We start from the raw sequence: 23,529 nt of genomic DNA on the forward strand, positions 1-23,529 counted from the left end.
GCGATTGAAAGCGCCCGGGGGGCACATGGGCGCGTGACCGAATCCATGGCTTCCCCCTCGAATCGCCCCCCGGAATCGCTGCGCGAGCAGGTGCGCAGCGCGGTGATATGGCGTTCGGGTACCCAGATTCTCGGCCAGATCGTCACCTGGGCCTCCACATTCCTGGTGATTCGAATCCTGAGCCCCAGCGATTACGGGCTGTTCGCCATGACCCAGGTGGTCCTGGTGCTGCTCAACATGATCAACGGCTATGGACTCGCGAGCGCGCTCGTGCGGCGCGAGGACGCGGGGCGCCATGCGCAGCGCCAGCTCTTCGGCATGCTGATCCTGCTCAACGTCGCGCTGGCGGCGACCCAGTTCGCCACCGCCCCCTTCGCCGCCGCCTATTACCGCCAGCCGATGGTGGCGGATCTGCTGCGCGTTCAGGCGCTGCTGTATCTCGCCACCCCGTTCATCGCCCTGCCCCAGGCGCTGCTCAGCCGGTCGATGGATTTCCGCCACCAGGCCAAGGTGAACCTGGTATCGGCGCTGGCCGGGGCGGTCACCGCGCTGGCCGGGGCGATGGCGGGGCTGGGCGTGTGGACGCTGGTGCTCGCGCCGATCGCGCTGTTCTTCACCCGTGCGATCGGCATGACGATGGCTGCGCGGAGCTGGATGTGGCCCAGCTTCGATTTCCGCGGCGCCGGCGACATCGCGCGATTCGGCGGAATGATGGCGGCGGGCCAGGTCTTCTGGTTCCTGCAGAGCCAGGCCGATGTGTTCATCGCCGGTCGCCTGTTCGATCCGCACACGCTGGGCATCTACACCACCAGCCTGTTCCTCACGCAGATCTTCGTGTCGAAGTTCGTGCCGCCGCTGAACGAGGTCGCCTTCTCCGCCTATGCCCGCATCCAGCATGATCGCGACGCGGTGGCGGCGGCGTTCGTGAAGGCGGCGCGCGTGATCATGGTCGCGGCAATGCCCTTCTACCTGGGCCTGGCCGCCACGGCCGAGCCGCTGGTCGCGGTGGTGCTGGGGCCGAAATGGATGGAGGCGGCGCCGATCGTCCACTGGCTGGCGCTGGCGATGCCGATGATGACACTGCAGGCGCTGTTCGCCCCCGCGAGCGACGCGATGGGCAAGCCGGCGATCAGCGCGCGCAACGGCGCCACCGGCGCGGTGCTGCTGCCCATCGGTTTTCTGATCGGGGTGCAATGGGGCATCGGCGGCATGGTGGCGGCTTGGTTCGTCGCCTACCCGCTGTTCCTGGCCGCCAGCGCGATCCGCACGCTGCCCGTGCTCGGCGTCAGCGCGCGCGAACTGGCGTCCGCGATTTCCCAGCCGGTGCTGGCGGCGATCGCGATGGCGCTGGTGGTGTCGATCGTCGACACCTGGCTGATCCCGCTGCCGCCCGCGGGCCGCCTGCTGTTCCTGGTCGGCACCGGCGCCGCGGTCTATGGCGCCTGGCTAGCCATCTTCGCGCGCGAGACGGTGGACGAGCTGATCGATCTGGTGCGCAACCGCGGCGCCCAGCCCGGATAGACGCTGGCTCAAGCCGGCAGAACCGCCCGAGCCAATGCGGAAGCGCTCAGGCCGTCTGGATATACAGCCGCATCGCCTCGGCCTCCGACTCGATCCTGTCGATCCGGTGCTTCACCAGATCGCCGATCGAAACGAAGCCGATGCACCGCCCGCGCTCGACCACCGGCAGGTGACGGATGCGCCGCCGCGTCATCAGCGCCAGCGCGCCGAGCACCGATTCGGATGGCTTCACGGTAACCGCCGGCGCGGTCATCACCTCCGACACGCGCCGCTCCATCGCCGCCACGCCTTCGCGCGCCAGCCCATAGATCACGTCACGTTCGGAAAAGATGCCCGCAACGGCATCGCCCACCAGCACCGGCACCGCGCCGATCCGCCGCGCGGCGAGCAACGCCGCCGCCTCCGCCACCGTCCGGTCCCCGGCGATGGCGATCACCTCCTGACCCTTGCCTTCCAGGATTGCCGCGATTGTCATCGCTTCCTCTCCTCAATCCGTTCAGGCGGTTGAGTCTCCCACGATTCGGGCGCAATTGCAAAGCCATGGACCAGCTCTCTACCGGCCTTGCCGATCCGGAACACGCAGCTCACGCCTGGGGCCGCTTCCGCGCGATCCTGAAGTGGATGGCGCTTGTCGCCGTGCTGGTGTCGGCGCTGGCGGTATGGCTGGTCGGCCAGTCGCTGGGCGAGTTTTACTGGAGCGCCTCGATCGCCACCGCGGCGGGCACCTTTTTCACGGTGATGATGGCCGCCGCGCTGATGGGGCTGGTGTTCCTCAGCTCCGGCACCGGCCATGACGAGCAGGTGGAAGATCCGCTGAAAGGCGAGATCGATCTGGATTAGGAGGGTGCCGCCGCAAAGTAGAAGCGGCGTCTATACCCGTTCGCGCTGAGCCTGCCGAAGGGCACCTAACCGCTTGCGATACGCCCTGGATGGCAGCCCTTCGAAAGGCTCAGGGCGAACGGCCGATCGTGGATGCACCGCCCCGCCGCTCAGCGCAGGAGGATCGCGAAATCCAGCACCGCCTCGCCATTGGCCGGAACGGTGACGCGCCACGTCTTCACGCCCTTGCGCTCGACGATGCCCGCGGGCTTGCCCGCCAGCCGATAGGGGATCGCGAACTCGAATGTCTCGGGCGTGCCGCGCGCGTTGGTCACGCGCACGCGATAGGGCGCGCGCCGCTTGCCCGGGGGCCGCGCGATCAGCTCGTACCGCACCTCGGGCGATTCGCCGGTGTCCAGCTCCACCTCTTCGCCGATCGCCAGGTCGCGCAGATCCGCCTCGGCGAGCAGCAGCGATCCGTGCGAGGCCGTCCGCTCGAACACCGCGACCTGCCCGGCGGGCAGCGGCACGCCCAGCCCCTTCGCCTCGCGATTCTCGGTCCGCAGCATCCGCGTGGCTGGCTCGCTGCCCGGCGCGTAATCGGGATCGTAATCCACCGCATCGAACTCGGCGGCATAGACGCGCTCGAAGCGCACATTGCCGCGATCGATCATCGCGACCTGCTTGCGCCCCTGCGCCGCAACGGTCACCGGCTCCGGGATGCGATAGAGCTTCAGGTCGCCCAGTTCCTCCTGCTCCGCGACGACGACGGCCACCGGGCTCGCCACGTCGAACATGGCGGCCTCCCGCCGGCTGCCCGTCACGATGATCTCGTCGCCGGCCGGGGCCATCATCATCGGCGCGGGGGGAGGCGCAGGTGGCACCGGCATGCCCCAGCTCGGGTGAGTGCTGGTGATGTCCATCGGCCAGCATTGCAGGTGCAGCTCCGGCGCCGGTCCGTTCGGCAGCGGCGCGGAATCCTCCTTGTTCGGCGCACCCGCCACCGCATTGGTCCCGGCGTTGGCGAAGCCCTGGCTGCCGCCGTTGACGATCGTCAGCCAGGCGAACAGCGACATCGACTTCCCGTCCTCCGCCACCTCCGCCACATAATTGGCCTGCCAGTCCAGCCCCTGGGCCAGATAGGAAAGCTGGACCGTCACCGTTACGGACGCCGCGCTGTCGGTCACCACCGAAAGGGTCGGCTTGGCCGAAAGATCGCCGGGAACCCCGGAATAGGAGATGCCCTCGGGCAGGCCGGAGCAGCGCAACGCCTCCACCCCGTCCGCGGTGGAAAACAGAACGCCCCCGCCCGGCCCGGACTGGATCACCGCCTCGCCCTCGGTCACCTTGCCGGTCGCGCGGCTGGTGCGGCGGATGGTCACGCGGCGCTTCAGATAGGCGTCGATCAGCGCCGCCGGGGAAAGGAGCCGTGCATCGCGGTTCTTCTCGTTCACGCCCTGGGGCAGCCCGGTGACGATCGCCGTCTCCGGCATCATCCCCTGCGAAACGCCGACGAAGCGGATCACCGATCGTCCTGCCGGGATGGTGATCGTCCGCGTCTCGGTGATCAGCGCATAGCCGCCGGGCCAATCGTCATCGATCGCCCCCTCGCCGCGGCCCGGATCGCGATAGACGGTGACCGACACCGCATCGATTCGATCCGATTCGACCAGCGGCTGCGCCTGAGCCTGCGGCGCAAGCACCGCCGCCGCCATCAGCCCGATCAGGATCGCGATCCGCCGCATCGCCGGATCAGTAGCGCGAATCGAACACCACGGTGACAGATGCCTTGCCGTTGGCGGGCACCGGCACCTTCCATTCCATGCGCTCGGCCGAAACGCGGTCGCCCGTGATGCTCTGCTCCAGCACGCGGACATCGCCCCACAGCCCGTTCTGCGCCAAGTCCACCGTCACCCCTTCCGCCTTGGCGTTGGTGAAGTCGTAGCGCATCGTCGTGCGCCAGCGGCTGGAGGAGATGCGCTTGCGCTCCACCACGGTGGAGGTGCCCTTCACGTCAAAGGCATCGCCGGTGCGGATCGACATCTGCGATCCCATCGGCGCGGCGTCGACGCGGCTTTCGCCGATGAACTGCGGATCGCCCCGCGCATCGCGCATATAGACGCGGATCGTGCCGGCGGGGAGCTGGTCGCCCAGCCCGCCGTTCCTGGAGGTGGAGAATTTCAGCACCGAAGACGCGCTGCGCGGGTCCGGGTTGGTGCCCAGCCAGCCGTTGACCCATTCATAAGTCTTGCGCGCGGGCGAACCCTTCACATCCAGGAAGCTGACCTGCTTCTGCTGGGCGTTGGCGATCGTGGTGCGCTCGCCCAGCGGATAGAGGTAGAAATCGCCCAGCCGTTCGCGCGGGCTGGTCTCGGTTCCCGCCTCGTCGATCGTCGATCCCTGCAGCCGCGAAAAGCCGCCGCCGCGCGGGTTGCCCGCCACCAGCAGCACCTCTGCATTGCGATAGGTGGTGCCGGTATTGTTGGTCAGCGTCACCCAGCCCTGCATGTCGATGGCGCCCTTCGCCTCGTCGAACAGCATCACATAGTCGCTGGTCCAGCCCAGCCCGGGCGTCAGGTAGGATAGCGTCGCGGGCACGCGGCCGGCGCGCGCCACCTGCAGCGTCACCGACAGCGTCGGGCGCGCGCGCAGATTCTCGGGCACCTTGTCGAAGATCACGCGCACCGGCAGCCCGTCGTCACGCAGCACCTCGATCCGGTTGCCGATCTGGAGCACGATGCCGCCGTTGGCCGCCAGCACCCGCGCCTGCTCGCGCGTCTCGGCTCCGGTCGCGGGGTTGGTGCGCACCAGCGTCACCACCGATCCCACCGCCTTTTCCATCAGCTTGTCGGGCGACAGCAGGTCGTAATCGAAATTCTGCTCGACGATGCCGATGCCCGGGCCGGAAAGCGTCACCGTCTCCGATCGGATCTGCGCGGAGACGTCGGGGAATTCCTGCCGCGTGCGGCCCGGCGCCAGATCGAGCTGGCGCACGTCCTGCACCAGCGACTGGCCGTTCTGATAGATGGTGACGGCGACGTCGCCCTGCGCGCTCGCGTCCGGGGCCGGTATCGCCTGCTGGGCCTGAGCCACGGCCGGAACCATGACCGGGGCGGCGGCCGCCGCCAGATAAGCCAACCAGCGCATCATGCTCTCCCAGCTCGATATCCGGCGCCGATGCTAGCAGCCCGGCGCGGAAGGGCTAGTCGATATTCGACGGGCCGAGCGAATATCCTCCCGCGCCCGCGGCCCCCCGCGCGCATGAAAAAGGGGCGGATCGCTCCGCCCCTTTCCCTGGTCTTCAGTCTGGTCCGGCTTCAGGCCGTCGCCTCGGCGTCGCGGCGCGGGCGGCCGCGGCGGCGCGGCTTGGCCTCGCCCTCCTCGGCGGCCGGAGCTTCCTCGGCGGCGATGGCCGGGGGCAGCACGGCGACGTCGATCGCGCCCTCACCGGAAGCGGCTGCCTCCTCGCGGCGCGGGCGGCCACGGCGCGGCTGACGCTCCTGGCGTTCCTGGCGCTCAAGGCGCGGCGCGGGCTCGGCGCCCTCGTCCTCGGCATCGGCCTGCCAGCCGCCGTTGGCATGGCCATTGCCATTGCTGTTGTTGCTGTTACCGTTGTTGCGGCGCGGGCGGCGCTCCTCGTACCGCTCCTCGGAAGCCTCGACGGGCTCGCGATCGTCGCGGCCCTCGGCCTCGACGTCGAAATCGTCGCCGTCATCCTCATCGCGGTCGTCGCGGTGGCGGCGCTGCTGCTGCTGATTGTCCTCGAAGCGCGAGCGGCTCTCGCTCAGCACCCGGAAATAATGGTCGGCGAACTGCAGATAATATTCGGTGTTCACCCGGTCGCCCTGCATCTGCGCGTCGCGGGCGAGATTCTTGTACTTCTCGAGAAGCTGGGCGGCATTGCCGCGGGCGCGGTTGTCGATGCGATTCCCGTTACCCTGGCCGGAGCCGCCGCCCTGGCGCTGCTGGCCGCCACGGCCGCGACGGCGACCGTTTGCCTGACGATTGTTCATCAAGGTCTGTGTGTCCTGTCTTTACTAAGCCGTCCGTCGAGCCATTCAGGGTCCCGGATGCGAGTTACCGTCCGCAAGGGTCTGCCGCACCCGGCATCCCTTGCCCGCCACGGCCGCCGGACTGCAGCGGCTCACATGACAATGGAATGGGCAGCGCCCTCGTTTCAACAGCGTGGTTGAAAGTGCCCTACCCCGTGGCCCTCTTAGCCGCTGGTGGACCAATCTCCAAGCGCAAATATGGGCGCGGCCCTAAGGGGATTCAACCGCCGCGACCACTCGGGACAACCCCTGAAGATCGCGCCGCACCGAAGGCGCCAGCCCCGCCGCCGCGATCATCGCCGATACCGCCTCGGCCTGGGTCGCGCCGATTTCCAGCAGCGCGATCCCGCCGGGCGCCAGCAGCCGCGGCAGATCGGGTATGATACGGCGATAGTCGGCCAGCCCGTCCTCGCCCGCGAACAGCGCGGCACCGGGCTCGTACAGCCGCACGTCGGGGGGCAGCTCCTCGCCTGTCCCGATATAGGGCGGGTTGGCCAGGATCAGATCGAACCGGCCCTCCGTCCCCGTCGCCCAGTCGCCCAGTTTGAAGCGCGCCCGTTCCTCCAGGCCAAGCGCCCCGGCATTCCACTCGGCATACTCCAGCGCCTTCTCGAACGAGTCGATCCCCAGTCCATGCGCCTCGGGCCACTCGGTCAGCGCGGCCAGCAATAGCGTGCCGGGGCCGGTGCCCAGGTCCAGGATGCGGCGCGGCGGGCGGCCGGCGAAATGCGCCACCGCCGCCTCGATCAGCGTCTCGCTGTCCGGCCGCGGCACCAGCGCGCCAGGGCCGACCTGGAGCGAGATGGTCCAGAAGTCGCGCGTGCCGGTGATATAGGCGACCGGCTCATGCGCCAGCCGCCGCGCGATCAGCGCCGCGAACCCCTCGGGCTCCGGCGCGTCCAGGTGGCGCAGCAGCAATTCCTCGCGCGATACGTCCAGCGCATGGGCCATCAGCAATTCGGCATCGAGCCGGGGGGTGCCGGACACGGGCCCAAGCCGCTGCGCCGCCGCGGCCAGCGCCGCGCGCACGGCGGGCGTATCAGCCATCCAGCGACGCCAGCCGGTCGGCCTCGTCCTGCGCGATCAGCGCGCCGAGCAGATCGTCCATCTCGCCCTCCAATATCTCGGGCAGGCGGTGGAGGGTCAGGTTGATGCGGTGATCGGTGACCCGGCCCTGCGGGAAGTTGTAGGTGCGGATGCGCTCCGAACGGTCGCCGGAGCCGACCATCGACTTGCGCGCGCCCGCCCGTTCGGCGTGCAGCCGCTCGCGCTCCATCTCATAGAGGCGCGCGCGCAGCACCTTCAGCGCCTTGGCCTTGTTCTTGTGCTGCGACTTCTCGTCCTGCTGGATCACCACCAGCCCGGTGGGGATGTGGACGATGCGCACCGCGCTGTCGGTGGTGTTCACCGATTGGCCGCCGGGGCCGGACGAGCGGTAGATGTCGATGCGCAGGTCCCTGTCGTCGATATGCACGTCGGCCTCCTCGGCCTCGGGCAGCACGGCGACGGTGGCTGCGCTGGTATGGATGCGCCCGCCCGCCTCGGTCACCGGCACGCGCTGGACGCGGTGGACCCCGCTCTCGAACTTCAGCCGCGCGAACACGCCCTTGCCCTCGACCGAGAGCACGACTTCCTTGAAACCTCCCGCCTCTGACGCGGAGGCGGACATCAGCTCGGTGCGCCAGCCGCGATGATCGGCATAGCGCTGGTACATGCGCAGCAGGTCGCCCGCGAACAGCCCTGCCTCGTCTCCGCCCACGCCCGCGCGGATCTCCAGGATCGCCGAATGCTCGTCGGCGGCGTCGCGGGGCAGCAGCGCCAGCGCCAGCCGCCGCTCCGCCGCCGCCAGCGCGACGGCGTTCTCGTGCAGCTCCTCAGACGCCATGGCGCGCAGTTCCTCGTCGGCGTCATGCGTCATGTGCTGGAGCGATTCGGCCTCCGCGCGCAGGCGGCGCACCTCCCCCGCCACCGCCGCGACCGGCTCCAGCTCGGCATATTCCTTCGAGACGTGCGCAAAGCGGTCGCCCGAAAGATCGCCGGTCGCCATCAGCGACTGGAGCTCGTCGCGCCGCGCCTCGATCGCGGCGATGCGGTTGGCGGGGATGGAGGTCATGCGGCGGCGATCTCCGCCAGGAGCCGCCGGACCTTTCCGAGTTCGTCCGAATCCGCGGCCGAACGGATGTTCGCCACGGCCCGCCCGTCCTGCCAGCGCAGCCCGACCAGCACCTTGGCCGGAACCTTGGCCGCCTTGTCGAAGCGCTTGCGGGGCGATCCGGTGGCGATCATGTCGGCGGACAGACCCTCGCCGCGGAGCAGCTTCAGCGTCCGCTGGGCATCCGCCAGGGCAAGATCGTCCTCCACCGCGATGATGACATCGGGGTTCTCCGCCGCCGGTTCGGCGATCAGCATCGCCAGCCGCTCGACGCCGGCTGCCCAGCCCACGCCCGGCGTCTCCGGCCCGCCCAGCGATCCGATCAGCCCGTCATAGCGCCCGCCCGCCAGCACCGTGCCCTGCGCGCCCAGCCGGTCGGTGACGAACTCGAACGCAGTGTGGCGATAGTAATCGAGCCCGCGCACCAGCCGCGCGTTGCGCGTCCAACTGACCCCCGCCGCGTCCAGCCCGCGCGTCACCGCTTCGAAGAAGGCTCCCGCCTCCGCGGTCATGAACTCGTCGATGCCGGGTGCGCTGTCGGCGACAGGCCGGTCGCGCGGGTCCTTGCTGTCCAGGATGCGCAGCGGGTTCTTGTCGAGCCGCGCGATGCTGTCTTCGGAGAGCTCGCCGCGATACTGCTCAAAATGGCGGATCAGCGCCGCGCGCCAGCCGTCGCGCGTCGCCGCGTCGCCCAGCGTGTTGAGCTGGAGCGTCACGCCGTCGGCGATGCCCAGTTCGTGCAGAAGCTGGTCGGCCAGCACCAGCAGCTCCACGTCGGCGGCGGGTTCGGCCGCGCCGATGATCTCCGCGTCGATCTGGTGGAACTGGCGGAAACGGCCCTTCTGCGGGCGTTCGTAGCGGAATACCGGCCCCGCCGCCGCGAGCTTCATCGGCGCGTGCTGCTGCCAGCCCTCGGTGATGAAGGCGCGGCAGATTCCCGCTGTGAACTCGGGCCTTAGCGTGATCGAATCGCCGCCGCGGTCCTCGAAGCTGTACATCTCCTTCGACACGACATCGCTGGTCTCGCCCATCGAACGGGCGAAGACGCCGGTCGCCTCGAAGATCGGAATCTCGACGCGCTGGAAGCAATAGAGGCGGCGGACGCGATCGAAGGCGTCGAGAACCGCGGCGAACCGCCGCTGCTCCTCGCCGAAGATATCCTGCGTGCCCCGGATGCGCTTGGGGGTTTCTATACGTGCCATTGGGGGCGGCTCCTTAATCAAGAGACGGCAGCAGCGCCAGAAGCTTGCGCTTCATTCGCGCCCGTCCGGGGGACTCCGTATTCTTACCGATTATCTGCCCCGGAGCGCGGCCCTACCCCTTTGGACGTCGGAGCCAGGGAGGCAAAGACGGAAGGCCGAAGGCAGGCGATCTTCCCGAAGCCGGCCGCCGCAAGGCGGCGCGGAACAGGGCGCCCCACACCGCCTGGTGGGGCGGAACGCAGGCACGAGGCCCACGGAACGAGCCGCACGCCCGCAAGGGCAGCGCGCCCGTTTTCCCCGAACCCCTGGAGCATGAAGACGGGAACGCGCGGCTTGCGCCAGCCTGGCTCCGACACCCCGGCCGGTCCGCCGGCCGCGGCGCCGCCGCGCCACCGGGTCAGGTACGGCGGCGCCCTAGGCGGCCCTGCGTCGCGAATCTCTTGCCTGCGCCGCGCGGCGGGGCTAACCCGCGCTCTCCGCCGGGAATGCGGGTATAGCACAATGGTAGTGCAGCAGCCTTCCAAGCTGAATACACGGGTTCGATTCCCGTTACCCGCTCCATCCCCCTCCCGCCGCAGCGAACCCGCGTTCCTTTGTGGCGCTCCGCCCAACAGGGCTACGGGCCTTTGTGGCGCTCCGCCCAACAGGGCTACGCGCATGGTTCGATTCCCGTTACCCGCTCCATCCCCTTCCCGCCGCAGCGAACCCGCGCCTTTTGGCCGCCCGCCTGCGCAACAAGCGAAGCATCCGTGACCGCCGAACCGCTCGCGCTGTACGTCCACTGGCCGTTCTGCGTCTCCAAATGCCCCTATTGCGACTTCAACAGCCACGTCCGCGCCGATGTGGACCAGGCGGCGTGGCGGGCGGCGCTGCTGGCCGATCTGGCGCATGAGGCGGCGCTGCTGCCGGAGCGGCGGCTGGGGTCGATCTTCTTCGGCGGGGGCACGCCTTCGCTGATGCCGCCGGAGACGGTGGCGGCGGTGCTGGACGCGGCCGGGCGCCACTGGGGCTTCGCGCCCGGGATCGAGATCACGCTGGAAGCCAACCCGAGTTCGGTCGAGGCGGCACGCTTCGCCGATCTGGCGGCGGCGGGGGTCAACCGCGTCTCGCTGGGGCTCCAGGCCCTCGACGACGCGACGCTGGCGTTCCTGGGCCGCGCACATGGCGTGGACGAGGGGCTGGCCGCGCTGGAGACCGCCCAGCGCCACTTCGCGCGGGCCAGCTTCGACCTGATCTATGCCCGCCCCGGCCAGCCGCTGGCGGCGTGGGAGGCGGAACTGCGCCGGGCGATCGGCTTCGGCACCGGCCATCTGTCGCTGTACCAGCTCACCATCGAGCCGGGGACGCGCTTCGCCACGCTGGCGGCGAAGGGCGAGCTGGTGCTGCCCGATGGCGACGCGGCTGCCGACCTGTTCGACGCGACGCGCGCCATCGCGGCGGCGGCCGGGCTGCCCGCCTATGAGATATCCAACCACGCCCGGCCCGGCGAGGAGAGCCGCCACAACCTGACCTATTGGCGCTATGGCGACTATGCCGGGATCGGCCCCGGCGCGCACGGGCGGCGCGGGGGAATGGCGACGTTCCGCCGCCGCAAGCCCGAGAACTGGATCGCGGCGGTGGACCGCAACGGCCACGGCATCGAGCGCGAGGACGCGCTGGCCCCGCACGAACGCGCCGTGGAGGCGCTGCTGATGGGGCTGCGGCTGGACGAGGGCGTCGATCTCGATCGCATCGCCGCGCTGGCCGGGGGCGAGGTGCCGGTCGACGCAAAGGCGCTGGCCCGGGTCGCGGCGCAGGGGCTGGCGGTGCGCGAGGGCACGCGGCTGCGCGTCACGCCCGCGGGCATGCCCGTGCTGGAAGCGGTGCTGCGCGAGATCGTGGCCTGAGGCGGGGCGCGCGGGCACCGGCCCGTGCGCGCCCCAACCCCGCCGGCGTCAGTCGCCGAAGCCAGTGGGCGCGGCGGAGACCGTGGCGGTCGATCCCGCGCCGATCTCCTGAACCTCCAGCGCACGCTCGGCCACGCCGTCACGGCCGAAGCGGAATGCGCCGTCGAGCCCCGAGAAGCCGTCGCGCGCCTCCAGCCGTCCATCGGGGAAGGGCGTGCCCGGCCGCCATTCGCGCGCGATCCGCACCGTCAGCAGCACCGCGTCATAGCCCATCGTCGAAAGCCGGTAGGGCGCGACGCCGAAGCGGGCGCGATATTTGGTCGCATATTGGCGATAATATTTGTTCGGCACGCTGGCGAACCAGCCGCCGTTGAGCACCGCGTTCGCGCCGATCGCCGAATCGGCGTTCCACAGCTCGGTGCCGAGCAGCCGCGCGGTCTTGCCGCCGGCCGTCTTGCGCAGGATGGGCGTGGCCGTCACCGCGCTGGAGCCGCTGCCGGCGATCAGCACCGCCTGGAACGGATTGCGGCCCAGCTTGGTGATCGCGGTGGTCATCGATCCCGGGCGGCTGTCATAGGTCTCCATCCCCACCACGACGCCGCCCGAATCCTCCACCGAACGCAGGAACGCGGTGGAGGCGCGATCGCCGTAGAGGCCCGCGGGCATCAGACCGGCGAACTGGGTGATCCCCGATGCACGGGCATAGCGCACCACGCGATCGATCGACTGCGAGGGCGAATAGCCGAGCGTGTACACGCCCCGGCCCGCCACCCCGGCATCGTTGGAGAAGCTGAGCACCGGCACGCGCGCGCGTTGGGCGATCGGGGCCACCTCGCGCGCTTCCTCCGCCAGCAGCGGGCCGAGGATCAGCCGGGCGCCGTCCGCGATCGCGGCGCTGGCCGCGGCGGCCGCCCCGCCGGGCAGCGCGGTATCATAGGTGGTGATGCGCACCGTCTCGCTCTTGGTATCCAGGATCGCGAGCTGGGTCGCGTTCTGAAGCGACTTGCCGACCGCCGCGTTGGGGCCGGACAGCGGCACCAGCAACGCGACGCGATGGCGCTCCGCGTCCTGCGGCAGCGCGTTGGTGATCGGTGCGGGTGCCGGACGCGGTACGGCGACCGGCGCGGCAGGCCGCGATTCGGGAACGATACGCGCGCCGCCCGCGCAGGCCGCCGCCAGAAAGGCCAGGCCCAGGGTCGCCCAGCGCAACGCGGAACGCAGTCCCGGTTGCGGTTTCGATGCTGCCTCTGCCATGAACTCTCCCCGATGGACTCTACGCTTACGCCCGGCCTCTACATCGTCGCCACCCCGATCGGCAATCTCGGCGACCTTTCCCCGCGCGCGGCGGAGATATTGCTGAACGCCGATCTAGTCGCCGTCGAGGACAGCCGCGTTACCGCCGGGCTGTTCCGCCACCTGGGCGGCAAGGGGCGGATGATCCCCTATCACGATCACAACGCCGATTCCGTGCGCCCGGGGCTGGTGGCGCGGATGGGCGGCGAATCGGTTGCGCTGGTGAGCGACGCCGGAACGCCGCTGATATCCGATCCGGGCTACAAGCTGGTGCGCGACGCGCGCGCGGCGGGGCATATGGTGACGACGATCCCCGGCCCCTGCGCGGCGATCGCGGCGCTGACGCTGGCGGGGCTGCCGACCGACCGGTTCCTGTTCCTGGGCTTCCTGCCCGCCAAGTCCGGCGCGCGTGCGCAGGCGATCGCGGAGGTGGCCGGGGTGCGCGCCACGCTGGTGCTCTACGAATCGGGTCCGCGGCTGTCCGCCTGCCTTGCGGCGCTGGCCGATGGACTGGGCGATCGCGAGGCGGCGGTGGCGCGCGAGATCAGCAAGAAGTTCGAGGAGACCGTGACCGGCACGCTCTCCACGCTGACTGCGCGCTATGCCGATGCGCCGCCCAGGGGCGAGATCGTGGTGGTGGTCGCCCCGCCCGGCGAGGCCGCACCCGCGACCGCGGAGGATGCCGACGCCGCGCTGGCCGAGGCGCTGACCCGCCTGCCCCCGGCCAAGGCGGCGGGAGAGGTGGCCAAGCGGCTGGGGATCGATCGCAAGGCGCTGTACGCCCGCGCGATGGAACTGCGCGGCGGGCGCTGACCCGGCGCTATTCCAGGATCCAGCTTCGTCCCGCGATCGTCCGGCGGATGCCGGGCATCGGTATCCCGGCGGGCGTATCCGGCGTGGGCGGCGGGCGCCAATGGACGGACCCGTTCTCCGTCCCGCGATAGACGGCGACGGTTTCGAGCTGGCGCGATTCGTCGATTCCGGTGATCTCGGCCAGGCGGCGCAGATAGGTTGCCGCAAGGTCGCGCCGCCGCGTCCACGCGTGCGGGGTCACCGCACGGCGAGCGGCTGCAAGTTCCTGAATGGCGCGACGCCGGTAGTAGCTTTCGTTTGATTCCACCTATGCTCCCCCCCGGCAGCATTGCAGAAGCCCGGACCTTAAGCGATTCGGGACAGTAGGATTTACCCTATTTATCCACAGGCGGGAACCCGTGTCAGGATCATGGTGAACAAATTTGGCCAGGGATAGACGCGCCGCCGAATCGCGCGGGCGCGATGGCGAGACGCAGGCCGCATGGTTCCTGCGGATGAAGGGCTGGCGCATCCTGGACCGGCGCGTGCGCACGCCGGCCGGCGAGGTGGACCTGGTGGCCCGGCGCGGCAGCCTGATCGCCTTCGTCGAGGTGAAGACGCGCGCGCGGGGCGCCGATCTGGATCACGCCATCGACGCCCATCGCCTGCGCCGCGTGGCCGCCGCCGCGGAGTATCTGATGCAGCGCTATGCCGGCCCCGGCGACGATATCCGCGTCGACGTGATCCTCATTGCCCCGGGCACCCTGCCTCGCCATATCGAGAACGCCTGGATCGGGTGACCCCGGCGGGCCAAGCCAGCCACGAGAACGTGGAGCAGGAGGAAGAATGTCGCTTACGGTCGCGGTTCAGATGGACCCGCTGGAGAGCATCAACATCGCGGGGGATTCCACCTTCGCGCTGATGCTGTCGGCCCAGTCGCGCGGATATGCGCTGTTTCATTATTCGCCGGAGGACCTGAACTATCGCGACGGGCGCGTATGGACCCGCGCGCATCCGGTAACCGTGCAGCATGTGGTGGGCGATCACTTCCGATTCGGCCGCCCGATGAGCCTGGATCTGGGCAAGGACGCCGATGTGGTGCTGATGCGTCAGGACCCGCCGTTCGACCTGGGATATATCACCGCCACCCACTTGCTGGAGCGGATCGCGGACCAGACGCTGGTGGTGAACGACCCCGCATCGGTGCGCAACGCGCCCGAGAAGGTGTGGGTGCTGGATTTCGCGCGCTTCATGCCGCCGACGCTGGTGACGCGCAGCCTGGAGGAGGCGCGCGCCTTCCTGGCCGAACATGGCGAGATCGTCGTCAAGCCGCTGCACGGCAACGGCGGCAAGGCGATCTTCAAGGTGGGGACCGACGGCGCCAACCTTTCGTCGCTGATCGAGGTGTTCAACACCGCCTGGCGCGAGCCGCACATGGTTCAGGCGTTCCTGCCCGGCGTGGCCAAGGGCGACAAGCGCATCGTGCTGGTGGACGGCGAGGTGGCGGGCGCGGTCAACCGCATCCCAGGCGAGGGCGAGATCCGCTCCAACCTGGCCGTGGGCGGCAGCGCGGCGCAGACCGAGCTGACCGAACGCGAGCTGGAAATCTGTGCTGCGCTGGGACCCGAGCTGAAGCGCCGCGGGCTCCTTTTCGTGGGAATAGACGTTATCGGCGGCGAATGGCTGACCGAGATCAACGTGACCTCCCCCACCGGCATCGTGGCGATCGACCGGTTCAACGGCACCGATACGCCCGGACGCATCTGGGACGCGATCGAGGCCCGGCTGGCCGCGCGCGCGGCCTGAGCCCGCGGGACTGAGGGACGCATCCCGATGGTCAACTGGCTCGATTGGATCGAATGGGGCTATTGGGGCATCTTCCTGCTGATGGTGCTCGAGAATGTGATCCCTCCGATCCCTTCGGAGGTGATCATGGGGCTGGGCGGCATCGCGGTGGCGCGCGGCAAGATGGATTTCGCGATGCTGGTCGCCGCCGGCACCGCGGGCACCGTGGTCGGCAACCTCTTCTGGTGGGAGGCCGGGCGGCGGCTCGGATACCGGCGGCTGAAGCCGGCGGTGGACCGCTGGGGGCGCTGGCTGACGATCGAATGGGACAATATCGAGCGGCTGAAGGCCTATTTCGACCGCTGGGGCGGGCTCACCGTGTTCCTGTTCCGCTTCCTGCCGTTGGGGCGCACGATGATATCAGTGCCGGCGGGGCTGATGCACATGCCCTTCTGGCGCTTCACGCTGTTCACCACGGCGGGCAGCCTGGTGTGGAACGTGATGCTGGCCGGGGTTGGGCTGGGGCTCGGCACGCTGATCCAGGACGTCGAACGCTGGGTGACGCCGGTGGCGTTGGCGGGGGCGGCGGCGATGCTGCTGCTCTATGTCTGGCGGCTGCTCACCTGGCGGCCGCGGCACCGGGCCTGACGCCTCACGCCCGCGGATGGGCGTTGCGATAGACGTCGAGCAGATGCGCGGCATCGACCGCGGTATAGACCTGTGTGGAGCTGAGGCTGGCATGGCCCAGCAACTCCTGCAGCGCGCGCAGATCCGCGCCGCGGCCCAGCAGGTGGGTGGCGAAGCTGTGGCGCAGCGCGTGCGGCGTGGTGCGATCGGACAGGCCGAGCGCGGTGCGCGCGGAACGCACCGACTTGCGGATCATGCCGGGCGGCAGCGGCCCGCCCTTCGCCCCGCGGAACAACGGAGCGCCGGCGGAGACGCCCCAGGGGCAGGCGGCGGCATAGGCCTCGATCGCCTCGCGCACCTGGGGCAGCAGCGGCACCATGCGCGTCTTGCCGCGCTTGCCGGTGACGCGCAGCGTCTGGCCGAGCGGCAGCACCCCGCCGTCGAGCCCTACCGCCTCGCCGATGCGCAGGCCCGCGCCGTAGAGCAGGAGCAGCACCGCCCAGTCACGCGCGGCGATCCAGGGCTCCCGCGCCTCCTCCGACGCCAGCTCCGCCAGCGCCACCGCCTCATGCGGGGCAACCGGGCGGGGGACGCCCTTCTTGACCCGCGGCCCGCGCAGCTTCGGCAGCTCGGCACGCTCGCCCGCAGCCCATTTGAGGAAGCCGCGCACTGCCGAAAGCTCGCGCGCGGCGGAGACATTGGCCAGCCCATCCTCGCGCCGCTGCGCCAGGAAGGCGCGCAGATCGGCGGCGGAGACCCCCGCCAGCGCCTCACGCGCCACCGCCCCGCCCCAATGGCGCTGAAGGAAGGCGATCAGCCGCTCCGCCGTCGCCTGATAGGCACGCACCGTATGCGCCGACCGCCGCCGGTCGCGGGCCAGGTGCCGGGCATAGAGGAGCGGAAGCGGTTCCACGGACGCGGCCTACCAAATCCTCCCCGGCACGGGGAAGGGGACCGCGGAGGAATGGCTCAGCCGATCTTCTGCCCGGTCTTTTCCCAATCGGCCAGGAACGCCTTGATGCCGTTGTCGGTCAGCGGGTGCTTGACGAGCTGCTTGATGACCGAGGGCGGGGCGGTCATCACATCGGCGCCGATGCGCGCGGCCTCATAGACGTGGATCGGATGACGCACGCTCGCGACGAGGATTTCGGTCGCGAAGTCGTAATTGTCGTAGATCAGCCGGATGTCGGCGATGAGCTGCATGCCATCGAAGCCGATGTCGTCATGGCGGCCGACGAAGGGCGAGATGAAGGTCGCCCCCGCCTTCGCCGCCAGCAGCGCCTGGTTGGCCGAGAAGCAGAGCGTGACGTTGACCATCGTGCCGTCATCGGTCAGCGCCTTGCACGCCTTCAGCCCGTCGATCGTCAGCGGCACCTTCACCGCGACATTGTCGGCGATCTTGCGGACCACCTCGGCCTCTTTCATCATCGTCTCGAAATCGAGCGCGACGACCTCGGCCGAGACGGGGCCGGAGACGATGCCGCAGATCTCCGCGACCACCTCCAGGAAATCGCGGCCCGCCTTGTGGATCAGCGAGGGATTGGTGGTTACGCCGTCGAGCAGCCCGGCATCGGCCAGGTCGCGGATCTCGGCGGTGTCGGCGGTGTCGGCAAAGAATTTCATCGGTGGCTCCGCGAAGGAATTGTGACGCTCGAATGACGCTTGTGTTACAGGCCGCGCCCGAATCGGAGCTTCTCTATAGCTCCGCCGACAGGAGAGGCACCCCCTTGCGCCGGATTCCCTTCCTTATCGCCGCGTTTCTGGTGCCGCTGCCCGCGCTGGCGCAGCAGCAGGACGAGCAGCTCTGGCTGCAGACCAACGCCTCCGTCACCATCGGCGATCGGGAGAAGATCACGCTGGAGGGCATCGGCCGCTTCAGCGACCGCGCGGACGGCTTCTCGCATGCCGAGGCGGGCATCCTCTTCACCCACACCACCGATGGCGGCATCGAGCTTTCGATCGGGTACCGCCATGTCGAGGACTGGAACCAGGGCGTGGCGCTGCCCAACGAGGAGCGGCTGCGCCAGATGGTGCTGGTGCCGCTGGGATCGGGCTTCACCGGCCGGCTGCGCTTCGAACAGCGGTTCAACAGCAGCGGCAGCGAGATCGGCGTGCGGCTGCGCCCGCGCCTGGGCTTCGATACGCCGTTGAACGACAAGGGCGTCAAGCTGTTCGCCACGCAGGAGCATTTCCTCAATTTCAACACCACCGGCTGGGGCCAGCGCGCCGGTTATGAACGGATGCGCAACGCGGTGGGCATATCGCTGCCGCTGGGCGGCAAGCTGCGCGGCGAGGTCGGCTACCTCAACCAGTATCGCTTCGGCCGCGCCGGCAAGCGCGACCAGATGGATCACGCGCTCACCTTCACGCTCAGCTTCAACGTCGCCAGCTTCGGCGACGGGGATTAGGGTCTGTCCTGCTAGGCGAGCCGGCCCGCCAAAAGCGGACAGTCCCTATGGCGCGACGAGCATCAGCTTCACTTGCGGCTTCGTCAGACGGGTGAGCGACACGCGGTAGACGCCGGGCTGGAGATCGAACTGCACGATCTTGCGGATCGTGGAGCATTCCGGGCCATGCCCATGCCCGGCGGACTTGAGCGGCGCGGCGGCGCCGAGCGGCGTCACGTCGATCCAGCCGCCCTGATCGAGCGCGATGCCATAGCGGCCCGCGGTCTCGATCCGGAAACCGATCTCAACGGTGCCATCCTTTACCTCCAGCACCGCGGCCTGGCCGGGACCGAACGCCTCCACGGGTGCGGTCCAGCCCGAAAGCGCGGGCGGCAGCGCAGCATCGGTGGCAGCACAGGCGGGCACAGCCTGCGCGAACAGCAGCACGGACAAAGCGGCGGCAATCGGCATCGGCGGATACTCCATCTACTTCCCGGCCCGGGGGAATAGGAGTTTCGCGCACTGGCGCAAGGCCGGCGGGCTTTCCCGGGCCGCGCCCGCACGATAGGCCTGTGCCATGCCCACGCGCGCCGAACCCCTGCTGGAAATCACCTTCGACGCCGAGGTGATCCATTGGCGCGGACCGGCGCCCTTCCTGTTCCTGCCGGTGCCGGAGGAGCATGTGGGCGCGGTGCGCTTCGCGGCGCGCGCGGCCAGCTATGGCTGGGGCTGCGTGCCCGCGACGGCAACCATCGGCGGCTTCACCTTCACCACCTCACTGTTTCCCCGGGACGGTGGCTATCTGCTACCGCTGAAGGTGGCGGCGCAGCGCGCGTGCGGCGCGGGACTGGGCGATCGCGTCACGGTGTCGATGCGGATCGACGATCCCCTGCCGGCCCGCCCCTGAGCGATCGGAAGCTGCGGACTGGACCTTGCGTCCGCAACCCCTAGATGACGGACATGGCCTCCAACCGCGTCCGCGTCATCGTGCTGCACCCCGCGCTGGGGCCGCTCGACTATCGCGTGCCGCACGGCATGACGGTGGAGCCCGGATCTGTCGTGGTGGTGCCCATCGGCCCGCGCCAATATGCCGGCGTCGTCTGGGAGGAAGACCGGTTGCCGTGCGAGACGGTGGGCGACAATCGCCTGCGCAACCTGGTCTCTGTCGCCGATGCGCCGCCGATCCCCGCGCCGGTGCGCCGGCTGATCGAGTGGACGGCCAACTATTATCTCGCCCCGCTGTCCTCCGTGCTGGCGATGTCGCTGCGGACCTCGGCGGCGTTCGAGGCGGCGCCGACGATCGTCGAATATCGCGCCACCGGCCTGGTGCCCGATCGGCTGACCCCGCAGCGCGCGCAGGCGCTGGAGCGGATCGCCGACCGCCAGGGGCTGGTGCGCGAGCTGGCCACCATCGCCGACGTGACCGAGGCGGTGATCCGCGGGCTGGTGAAGGCCGGTGCGATCGAGAGCGTGACGGTGAACACCGACACCCCCTATCCCCTGCCCGATCCGCGCCACGCCCCGCCCGATCTTTCGGACCAACAGGCGGCAGCGGCCAGCATCCTGCGCCAGGCGATCGGGGCGCACGCCTTCCAGCCCTTCCTGCTCGACGGGGTGACCGGATCGGGCAAGACCGAGGTCTATTTCGAAGCGATCGCCGCGGCCATCGCGGCGGGGCGCCAATCGCTGGTGCTGCTGCCCGAGATCGCGTTGACCGAGCCGTTCCTGACGCGGTTCGCGCGGCGCTTCGGCTGCGATCCGGTGGCGTGGCATTCGGACCTGCGCCAGTCGCAGCGCCGCCGCGCGTGGCGCGCGATCACCCGCGGCGAGGCGATGGTGACGGTGGGCGCGCGATCGGCGCTGTTCCTGCCCTATCCCAACCTCGGCCTGATCGTGGTGGACGAGGCGCACGAGACCAGCTTCAAGCAGGAGGACGGCGTTCACTACCACGCGCGCGACGTGGCGGTGATGCGCGGCAAGTTCGAGGATTGCCCGGTGGTGCTCGCCACCGCCACCCCCGCGATCGAGACGCGGCACCAGGTGGAGCTGGGCCGATACGAGGAGCTGAAGCTGCCAGGCCGCTATGGCGCCGCCGAGCTGCCGCAGATCGAGGCGATCGACCTGATCCAGGAGCCGCCCGAGCGTGGACGCTGGCTCTCCCCGCGCCTCGTCACCGCGATCGACGCCTGCCTGGAGCGCGGCGAGCAGGCGCTCTTGTTCCTCAACCGGCGCGGCTATGCTCCGCTCACGCTGTGCCGTGCGTGCGGCCACCGGTTCCAATGCCCCAACTGCACCGCATGGATGGTGGAGCACCGGCTGATCCGCCGGCTGGCATGCCATCATTGCGGCCACACCAACCCCGTGCCGGAGGCATGCCCCGAATGCGGGGCGGAGGACGCGCTGGTCGCCTGCGGCCCCGGCGTCGAGCGGATCGCCGACGAGGCGGCGGCGCTGTGGCCCGATGCGCGCGCGGCGGTGGTCACCTCCGACACCATCTGGTCCCCCGTCAAGGCCGCCGAGTTCGTCCACCGGATGGAGCATGGCGAGATCGACATCGTGATCGGTACCCAGCTCGTCACCAAGGGCTATCATTTCCCCAATCTGACGCTGGTGGGGGTGGTGGATGCCGACCTGGGGCTGGCGGGCGGCGACCTGCGCGCTTCGGAGCGTACCTTCCAGCAGATCATGCAGGTCGCCGGGCGCGCGGGCCGGGGCGAGAAGCCGGGCACCGTCTATATCCAGACGCACAGCCCCGACGCACCGGTGATGCAGGCACTGGTGAACGGCGATGCCGAAGGATTCTATGCCGCCGAGACCGAGGCGCGGCGCGATGCAGGCGCCCCGCCCTTCGGCCGCTTCGCCGCGATCGTGGTGTCGTCGGAAGACCGGCAGGCGGCCGAAGAGACCGCACGGCTGATCGGGCGCAGCGCGCCGAAGCCGGACGGGATGCACGTGTTCGGCCCCGCCCCCGCGCCGCTGGCGATGCTGCGCGGGCGGCACCGGTTCCGCCTGCTGGTCCACGCGCGCCGCGCCTTCGACGTGCAGGACGTGATCCGCGAGTGGCTGGGCGCGCTAAGCTGGCCGCAGAAGGTGCGCGTGACCGTGGACGTCGATCCCTACAGCTTCGTTTGAGGGGGGCTTCCGGCCCCGCGACCGGCAGGACCAGCGGCGATATGCTCCGGCCATGGAGCGCCGCCGCCAAGATACCGGAAAACGGCACATCCACCGCCACGCCCGTCCCAATTCTGGCAAATCACCTTTGCTTCTCGCATATATTGCGCGCGGCCCGGTGATCGATAGTGTCCGTCAACAAGGGGGCTTTACCGACATGATTCGCTTACTGGTATCGACACTGCTGCTGCTTGTTCCGGGGACCGCGCAAGCCGCCTGGTATGAGGCGACGACGAGTCACTTTGTTTTCTATTCCGACGACACGCCCGAACGGATTGCTGCGTTCGCCCAGTCGCTGGAACGCTATGACAAGGCGATGCGGATTTTCCGCAATATTCCCGACGATCCGGTTGCGCCGGTGGACCGGGTGACAATCTATGTGCTCGCGTCAACAAGCAGCCTCAGCGCGCTGGGCTGGCAGGGCGTAGCCGGCGTATACATGGGCCGCGCAGGGGAACCGGTAGCCTACACGATCAAATATGGCGACGAGTTGAAGGGGTCGCGCGTCCGTGTTGATGAGATCTATGAGTTGAAACCTGCCGAGGTGCTTCGGCACGAATATGCGCACCATTTCATGTTCAGCAACTTTCGGATGGGTGCGCTGCCTACATGGTTCGCTGAAGGCTTCGCCGAATTCCATGCGACCGCGATCGAAGGCGCCGATGGGTCCATCACCTTTGGCCAGATGCCGGGTTATCGCGCAGGCCAATTTTACCGTCCGTCGGGATGCACCGCGAAGCACCTCGTGACGACCAGCGATCTCCGCAAGCTGCCGCTATGCCGTTATGTGGACCTCTATTCGACCGGCTGGCTCCTGACGCATTACCTCACCTTCCAGCCGAATGGCCCGGCGCAAATGGGTGCGTATCTTCAAGCGATCAACAGCGGCAAAACGCCAGCCGAGGCTTCTGCGGTCTTCGGAGATCTCGATGCGCTGAACAAGACCCTGAGCAAGTATCTGAACGGCAGCAAGCTTCCAGCCTATGTGGTTCCCGCTGAGCAGATCAAAATCGCCGCGCCCGTGGTTCGGCCACTGACCCCTGCCGAAGCGGCCACGATCCCAGTCCGCATCCGCTCCAAAGCAGGCGTTGACGAGAAGGAAGCGCCAGGCGTCTATGAACAGGCGGTGCGGGCCGCGGCCCCCCATCCGAACGACCCCTTTGCCCAGGTGGTGCTGGCAGAAGCCGCCTTTGACGCCAAACATTATGACGAGGCAGAGGCCGCAGCGCGGCGGGCGCTGGCCAGCGATGCCAAATCGGGAACCGCGATGCTCTTTATCGGCAAGGCCAAGATGGCCAAGGCCGTTGCTGACAGGTCGGCCGATCCCTTGATTTGGCGCGAGGTGCGCAAATGGTTCAGCGCGGCCAACCACAACGACCCGAACGATCCGCGCCCGCTGATGTATTTCTATCGCAGCTTTCTCGCCGCTGGCCAGGCACCCACCGCGAATGCGATTGCGGGACTTTATCAGGCTCTGGACGTCTCTCCGTACGACCGCTCGAGCAGCCTGCTCGCCGCTTATGCCCTTCTGAGCGACAAGAAGGATGCCCAGGCCCGCGCCGCACTTGCGACGCTAGCCTACAACCCGGATTCGCCCAAGCTGCGCGAACGGGCAGGCAAGATTCTGGACATGATTGAAGCTGGGCAGACGGATGCCGCAATGGCGGCACTGCTGCCCTGGGCGCGCGATCCGGACTATGTCGATCCGGAAGACAAGAAGGGCAAGAACTAGCCGGATGCCGGGGCGCGGGGCGGCGGGCCGGAGCCCCAGCCCCGCGCCCATCGCTGCGGCGGACAATCGCGCCCGCTTTGCGTTCACGCCCCTCTTGATGGAGCCGCTGT

23 protein-coding genes and 1 tRNA gene are annotated in these 23,529 nt (G+C 69.2%); 12 read left to right on the plus strand and 12 right to left on the minus strand.

Annotation, left to right across the window (positions count from 1 at the left end):
* Nucleotides 1–45: 45 nt before the first annotated feature.
* Complete coding sequence (locus tag OM513_RS14990; RefSeq protein WP_264945355.1) at nt 46–1,521, plus strand: lipopolysaccharide biosynthesis protein; 1,476 nt, start codon at nt 46–48, stop codon at nt 1,519–1,521.
* Nucleotides 1,522–1,567: 46 nt separating this feature from the next.
* Here OM513_RS14990 and OM513_RS14995 read toward each other — a convergent pair whose 3' ends face one another.
* Nucleotides 1,568–1,996 (minus strand): CBS domain-containing protein, encoded by a 429-nt coding sequence (locus OM513_RS14995; protein ID WP_264945356.1) that lies wholly within the window; start codon nt 1,994–1,996, stop codon nt 1,568–1,570.
* 65 nt (nt 1,997–2,061) lie between these two features.
* On the opposite strand from OM513_RS14995, the gene OM513_RS15000 reads away from it, so the two are divergent.
* A complete protein-coding gene (locus tag OM513_RS15000; protein WP_264945357.1) occupies nt 2,062–2,361 on the plus strand; it encodes a hypothetical protein in 300 nt (99 codons plus the stop codon).
* 149 nt (nt 2,362–2,510) lie between these two features.
* On the opposite strand, the gene OM513_RS15005 is transcribed toward OM513_RS15000, so the two are convergent.
* From OM513_RS15005 to hisS, 6 genes are all read right to left on the minus strand, one after another.
* Nucleotides 2,511–4,085 (minus strand): DUF4139 domain-containing protein, encoded by a 1,575-nt coding sequence (locus OM513_RS15005; protein WP_264945358.1) that lies wholly within the window; start codon nt 4,083–4,085, stop codon nt 2,511–2,513.
* 7 nt (nt 4,086–4,092) lie between these two features.
* Nucleotides 4,093–5,490, minus strand: a complete 1,398-nt coding sequence (locus tag OM513_RS15010; RefSeq protein WP_380916353.1) for a DUF4139 domain-containing protein — start codon at nt 5,488–5,490, stop codon at nt 4,093–4,095.
* A gap of 167 nt (nt 5,491–5,657) precedes the next feature.
* Nucleotides 5,658–6,353 carry a DUF4167 domain-containing protein gene (locus OM513_RS15015; RefSeq protein ID WP_264945359.1) on the minus strand — a complete coding sequence of 232 codons (696 nt, stop codon included), beginning with the start codon at nt 6,351–6,353 and terminating at the stop codon, nt 5,658–5,660.
* Nucleotides 6,354–6,602: 249 nt separating this feature from the next.
* Complete coding sequence (prmC, locus tag OM513_RS15020; protein ID WP_264945360.1) at nt 6,603–7,439, minus strand: peptide chain release factor N(5)-glutamine methyltransferase; 837 nt, start codon at nt 7,437–7,439, stop codon at nt 6,603–6,605.
* Nucleotides 7,432–8,505 (minus strand): peptide chain release factor 1, encoded by a 1,074-nt coding sequence (gene prfA, locus OM513_RS15025; protein ID WP_264945361.1) that lies wholly within the window; start codon nt 8,503–8,505, stop codon nt 7,432–7,434. The genes prmC and prfA overlap by 8 nt, the downstream gene beginning before the upstream one ends.
* Nucleotides 8,502–9,746, minus strand: a complete 1,245-nt coding sequence (gene hisS / locus OM513_RS15030) for a histidine--tRNA ligase (protein ID WP_264945363.1) — start codon at nt 9,744–9,746, stop codon at nt 8,502–8,504. The genes prfA and hisS overlap by 4 nt, the downstream gene beginning before the upstream one ends.
* 487 nt (nt 9,747–10,233) lie before the next feature.
* Between hisS and OM513_RS15035 the strand changes: the two genes are divergently transcribed.
* Both OM513_RS15035 and hemW read left to right on the plus strand, forming a co-directional pair.
* Nucleotides 10,234–10,307: transfer RNA gene (locus tag OM513_RS15035), tRNA-Gly, on the plus strand.
* Between the two features lie 188 nt (nt 10,308–10,495).
* Nucleotides 10,496–11,632: a radical SAM family heme chaperone HemW gene (hemW, locus tag OM513_RS15040; RefSeq protein ID WP_264945364.1), complete on the plus strand. Its 1,137-nt coding sequence runs from the start codon at nt 10,496–10,498 to the stop codon at nt 11,630–11,632.
* A 48-nt stretch (nt 11,633–11,680) separates the two neighbouring features.
* Here hemW and OM513_RS15045 read toward each other — a convergent pair whose 3' ends face one another.
* The gene (locus OM513_RS15045; RefSeq protein ID WP_264945366.1) at nt 11,681–12,886 is read right to left on the minus strand and encodes a penicillin-binding protein activator; all 1,206 of its coding nucleotides are present in this window, start codon (nt 12,884–12,886) and stop codon (nt 11,681–11,683) included.
* A gap of 12 nt (nt 12,887–12,898) precedes the next feature.
* Between OM513_RS15045 and rsmI the strand changes: the two genes are divergently transcribed.
* Entirely contained in the window at nt 12,899–13,738 is an 840-nt protein-coding gene (rsmI, locus tag OM513_RS15050; RefSeq protein ID WP_264945367.1) for a 16S rRNA (cytidine(1402)-2'-O)-methyltransferase, read from the plus strand.
* Nucleotides 13,739–13,745: 7 nt separating this feature from the next.
* Here rsmI and OM513_RS15055 read toward each other — a convergent pair whose 3' ends face one another.
* Nucleotides 13,746–13,979: a hypothetical protein gene (locus OM513_RS15055; protein ID WP_264945368.1), complete on the minus strand. Its 234-nt coding sequence runs from the start codon at nt 13,977–13,979 to the stop codon at nt 13,746–13,748.
* A gap of 181 nt (nt 13,980–14,160) precedes the next feature.
* On the opposite strand from OM513_RS15055, the gene OM513_RS15060 reads away from it, so the two are divergent.
* Genes OM513_RS15060 through OM513_RS15070 form a run of 3 tightly spaced genes read left to right on the plus strand, consistent with a single transcriptional unit; the run spans nt 14,161 to nt 16,150 of the window.
* On the plus strand, nt 14,161–14,517 hold the full coding sequence (locus OM513_RS15060) for a YraN family protein (RefSeq protein WP_264945369.1): 357 nt from the start codon (nt 14,161–14,163) through the stop codon (nt 14,515–14,517).
* A 46-nt stretch (nt 14,518–14,563) separates the two neighbouring features.
* Nucleotides 14,564–15,523 (plus strand): glutathione synthase, encoded by a 960-nt coding sequence (gshB, locus tag OM513_RS15065; RefSeq protein ID WP_264945371.1) that lies wholly within the window; start codon nt 14,564–14,566, stop codon nt 15,521–15,523.
* Nucleotides 15,524–15,550: 27 nt separating this feature from the next.
* Entirely contained in the window at nt 15,551–16,150 is a 600-nt protein-coding gene (locus OM513_RS15070) for a DedA family protein (protein WP_264945372.1), read from the plus strand.
* 4 nt (nt 16,151–16,154) lie between these two features.
* Here OM513_RS15070 and OM513_RS15075 read toward each other — a convergent pair whose 3' ends face one another.
* A complete protein-coding gene (locus OM513_RS15075) occupies nt 16,155–17,042 on the minus strand; it encodes a tyrosine recombinase XerC (RefSeq protein ID WP_264945374.1) in 888 nt (295 codons plus the stop codon).
* 56 nt (nt 17,043–17,098) lie between these two features.
* Nucleotides 17,099–17,752: a fructose-6-phosphate aldolase gene (gene fsa, locus OM513_RS15080; RefSeq protein ID WP_264945375.1), complete on the minus strand. Its 654-nt coding sequence runs from the start codon at nt 17,750–17,752 to the stop codon at nt 17,099–17,101.
* A 104-nt stretch (nt 17,753–17,856) separates the two neighbouring features.
* Here fsa and OM513_RS15085 point away from each other — a divergent pair, with 104 nt between their 5' ends.
* Nucleotides 17,857–18,537 (plus strand): DUF2490 domain-containing protein, encoded by a 681-nt coding sequence (locus OM513_RS15085; RefSeq protein WP_264945377.1) that lies wholly within the window; start codon nt 17,857–17,859, stop codon nt 18,535–18,537.
* 45 nt (nt 18,538–18,582) lie between these two features.
* Here the strand turns inward: OM513_RS15085 and OM513_RS15090 are convergent, their stop codons facing one another.
* Nucleotides 18,583–18,987 (minus strand): hypothetical protein, encoded by a 405-nt coding sequence (locus tag OM513_RS15090; RefSeq protein WP_264945378.1) that lies wholly within the window; start codon nt 18,985–18,987, stop codon nt 18,583–18,585.
* Nucleotides 18,988–19,093: 106 nt separating this feature from the next.
* On the opposite strand from OM513_RS15090, the gene OM513_RS15095 reads away from it, so the two are divergent.
* From OM513_RS15095 to OM513_RS15105, 3 genes are read left to right on the plus strand one after another with little or no spacing between them, the layout of a single operon-like run.
* Nucleotides 19,094–19,423, plus strand: coding sequence for a DUF1905 domain-containing protein (locus tag OM513_RS15095; protein WP_264945380.1), 330 nt, complete (start codon nt 19,094–19,096; stop codon nt 19,421–19,423).
* A 44-nt stretch (nt 19,424–19,467) separates the two neighbouring features.
* A complete protein-coding gene (locus OM513_RS15100; protein WP_264945382.1) occupies nt 19,468–21,648 on the plus strand; it encodes a primosomal protein N' in 2,181 nt (726 codons plus the stop codon).
* Nucleotides 21,649–21,700: 52 nt separating this feature from the next.
* Nucleotides 21,701–23,419, plus strand: coding sequence for a tetratricopeptide repeat protein (locus OM513_RS15105; protein ID WP_264945383.1), 1,719 nt, complete (start codon nt 21,701–21,703; stop codon nt 23,417–23,419).
* Nucleotides 23,420–23,529 lie beyond the last annotated feature (110 nt).

The sequence above is a fragment of the Sphingomonas canadensis genome (assembly GCF_026013525.1).
Classification (GTDB): Bacteria; Pseudomonadota; Alphaproteobacteria; order Sphingomonadales; family Sphingomonadaceae; genus Sphingomonas; species Sphingomonas canadensis.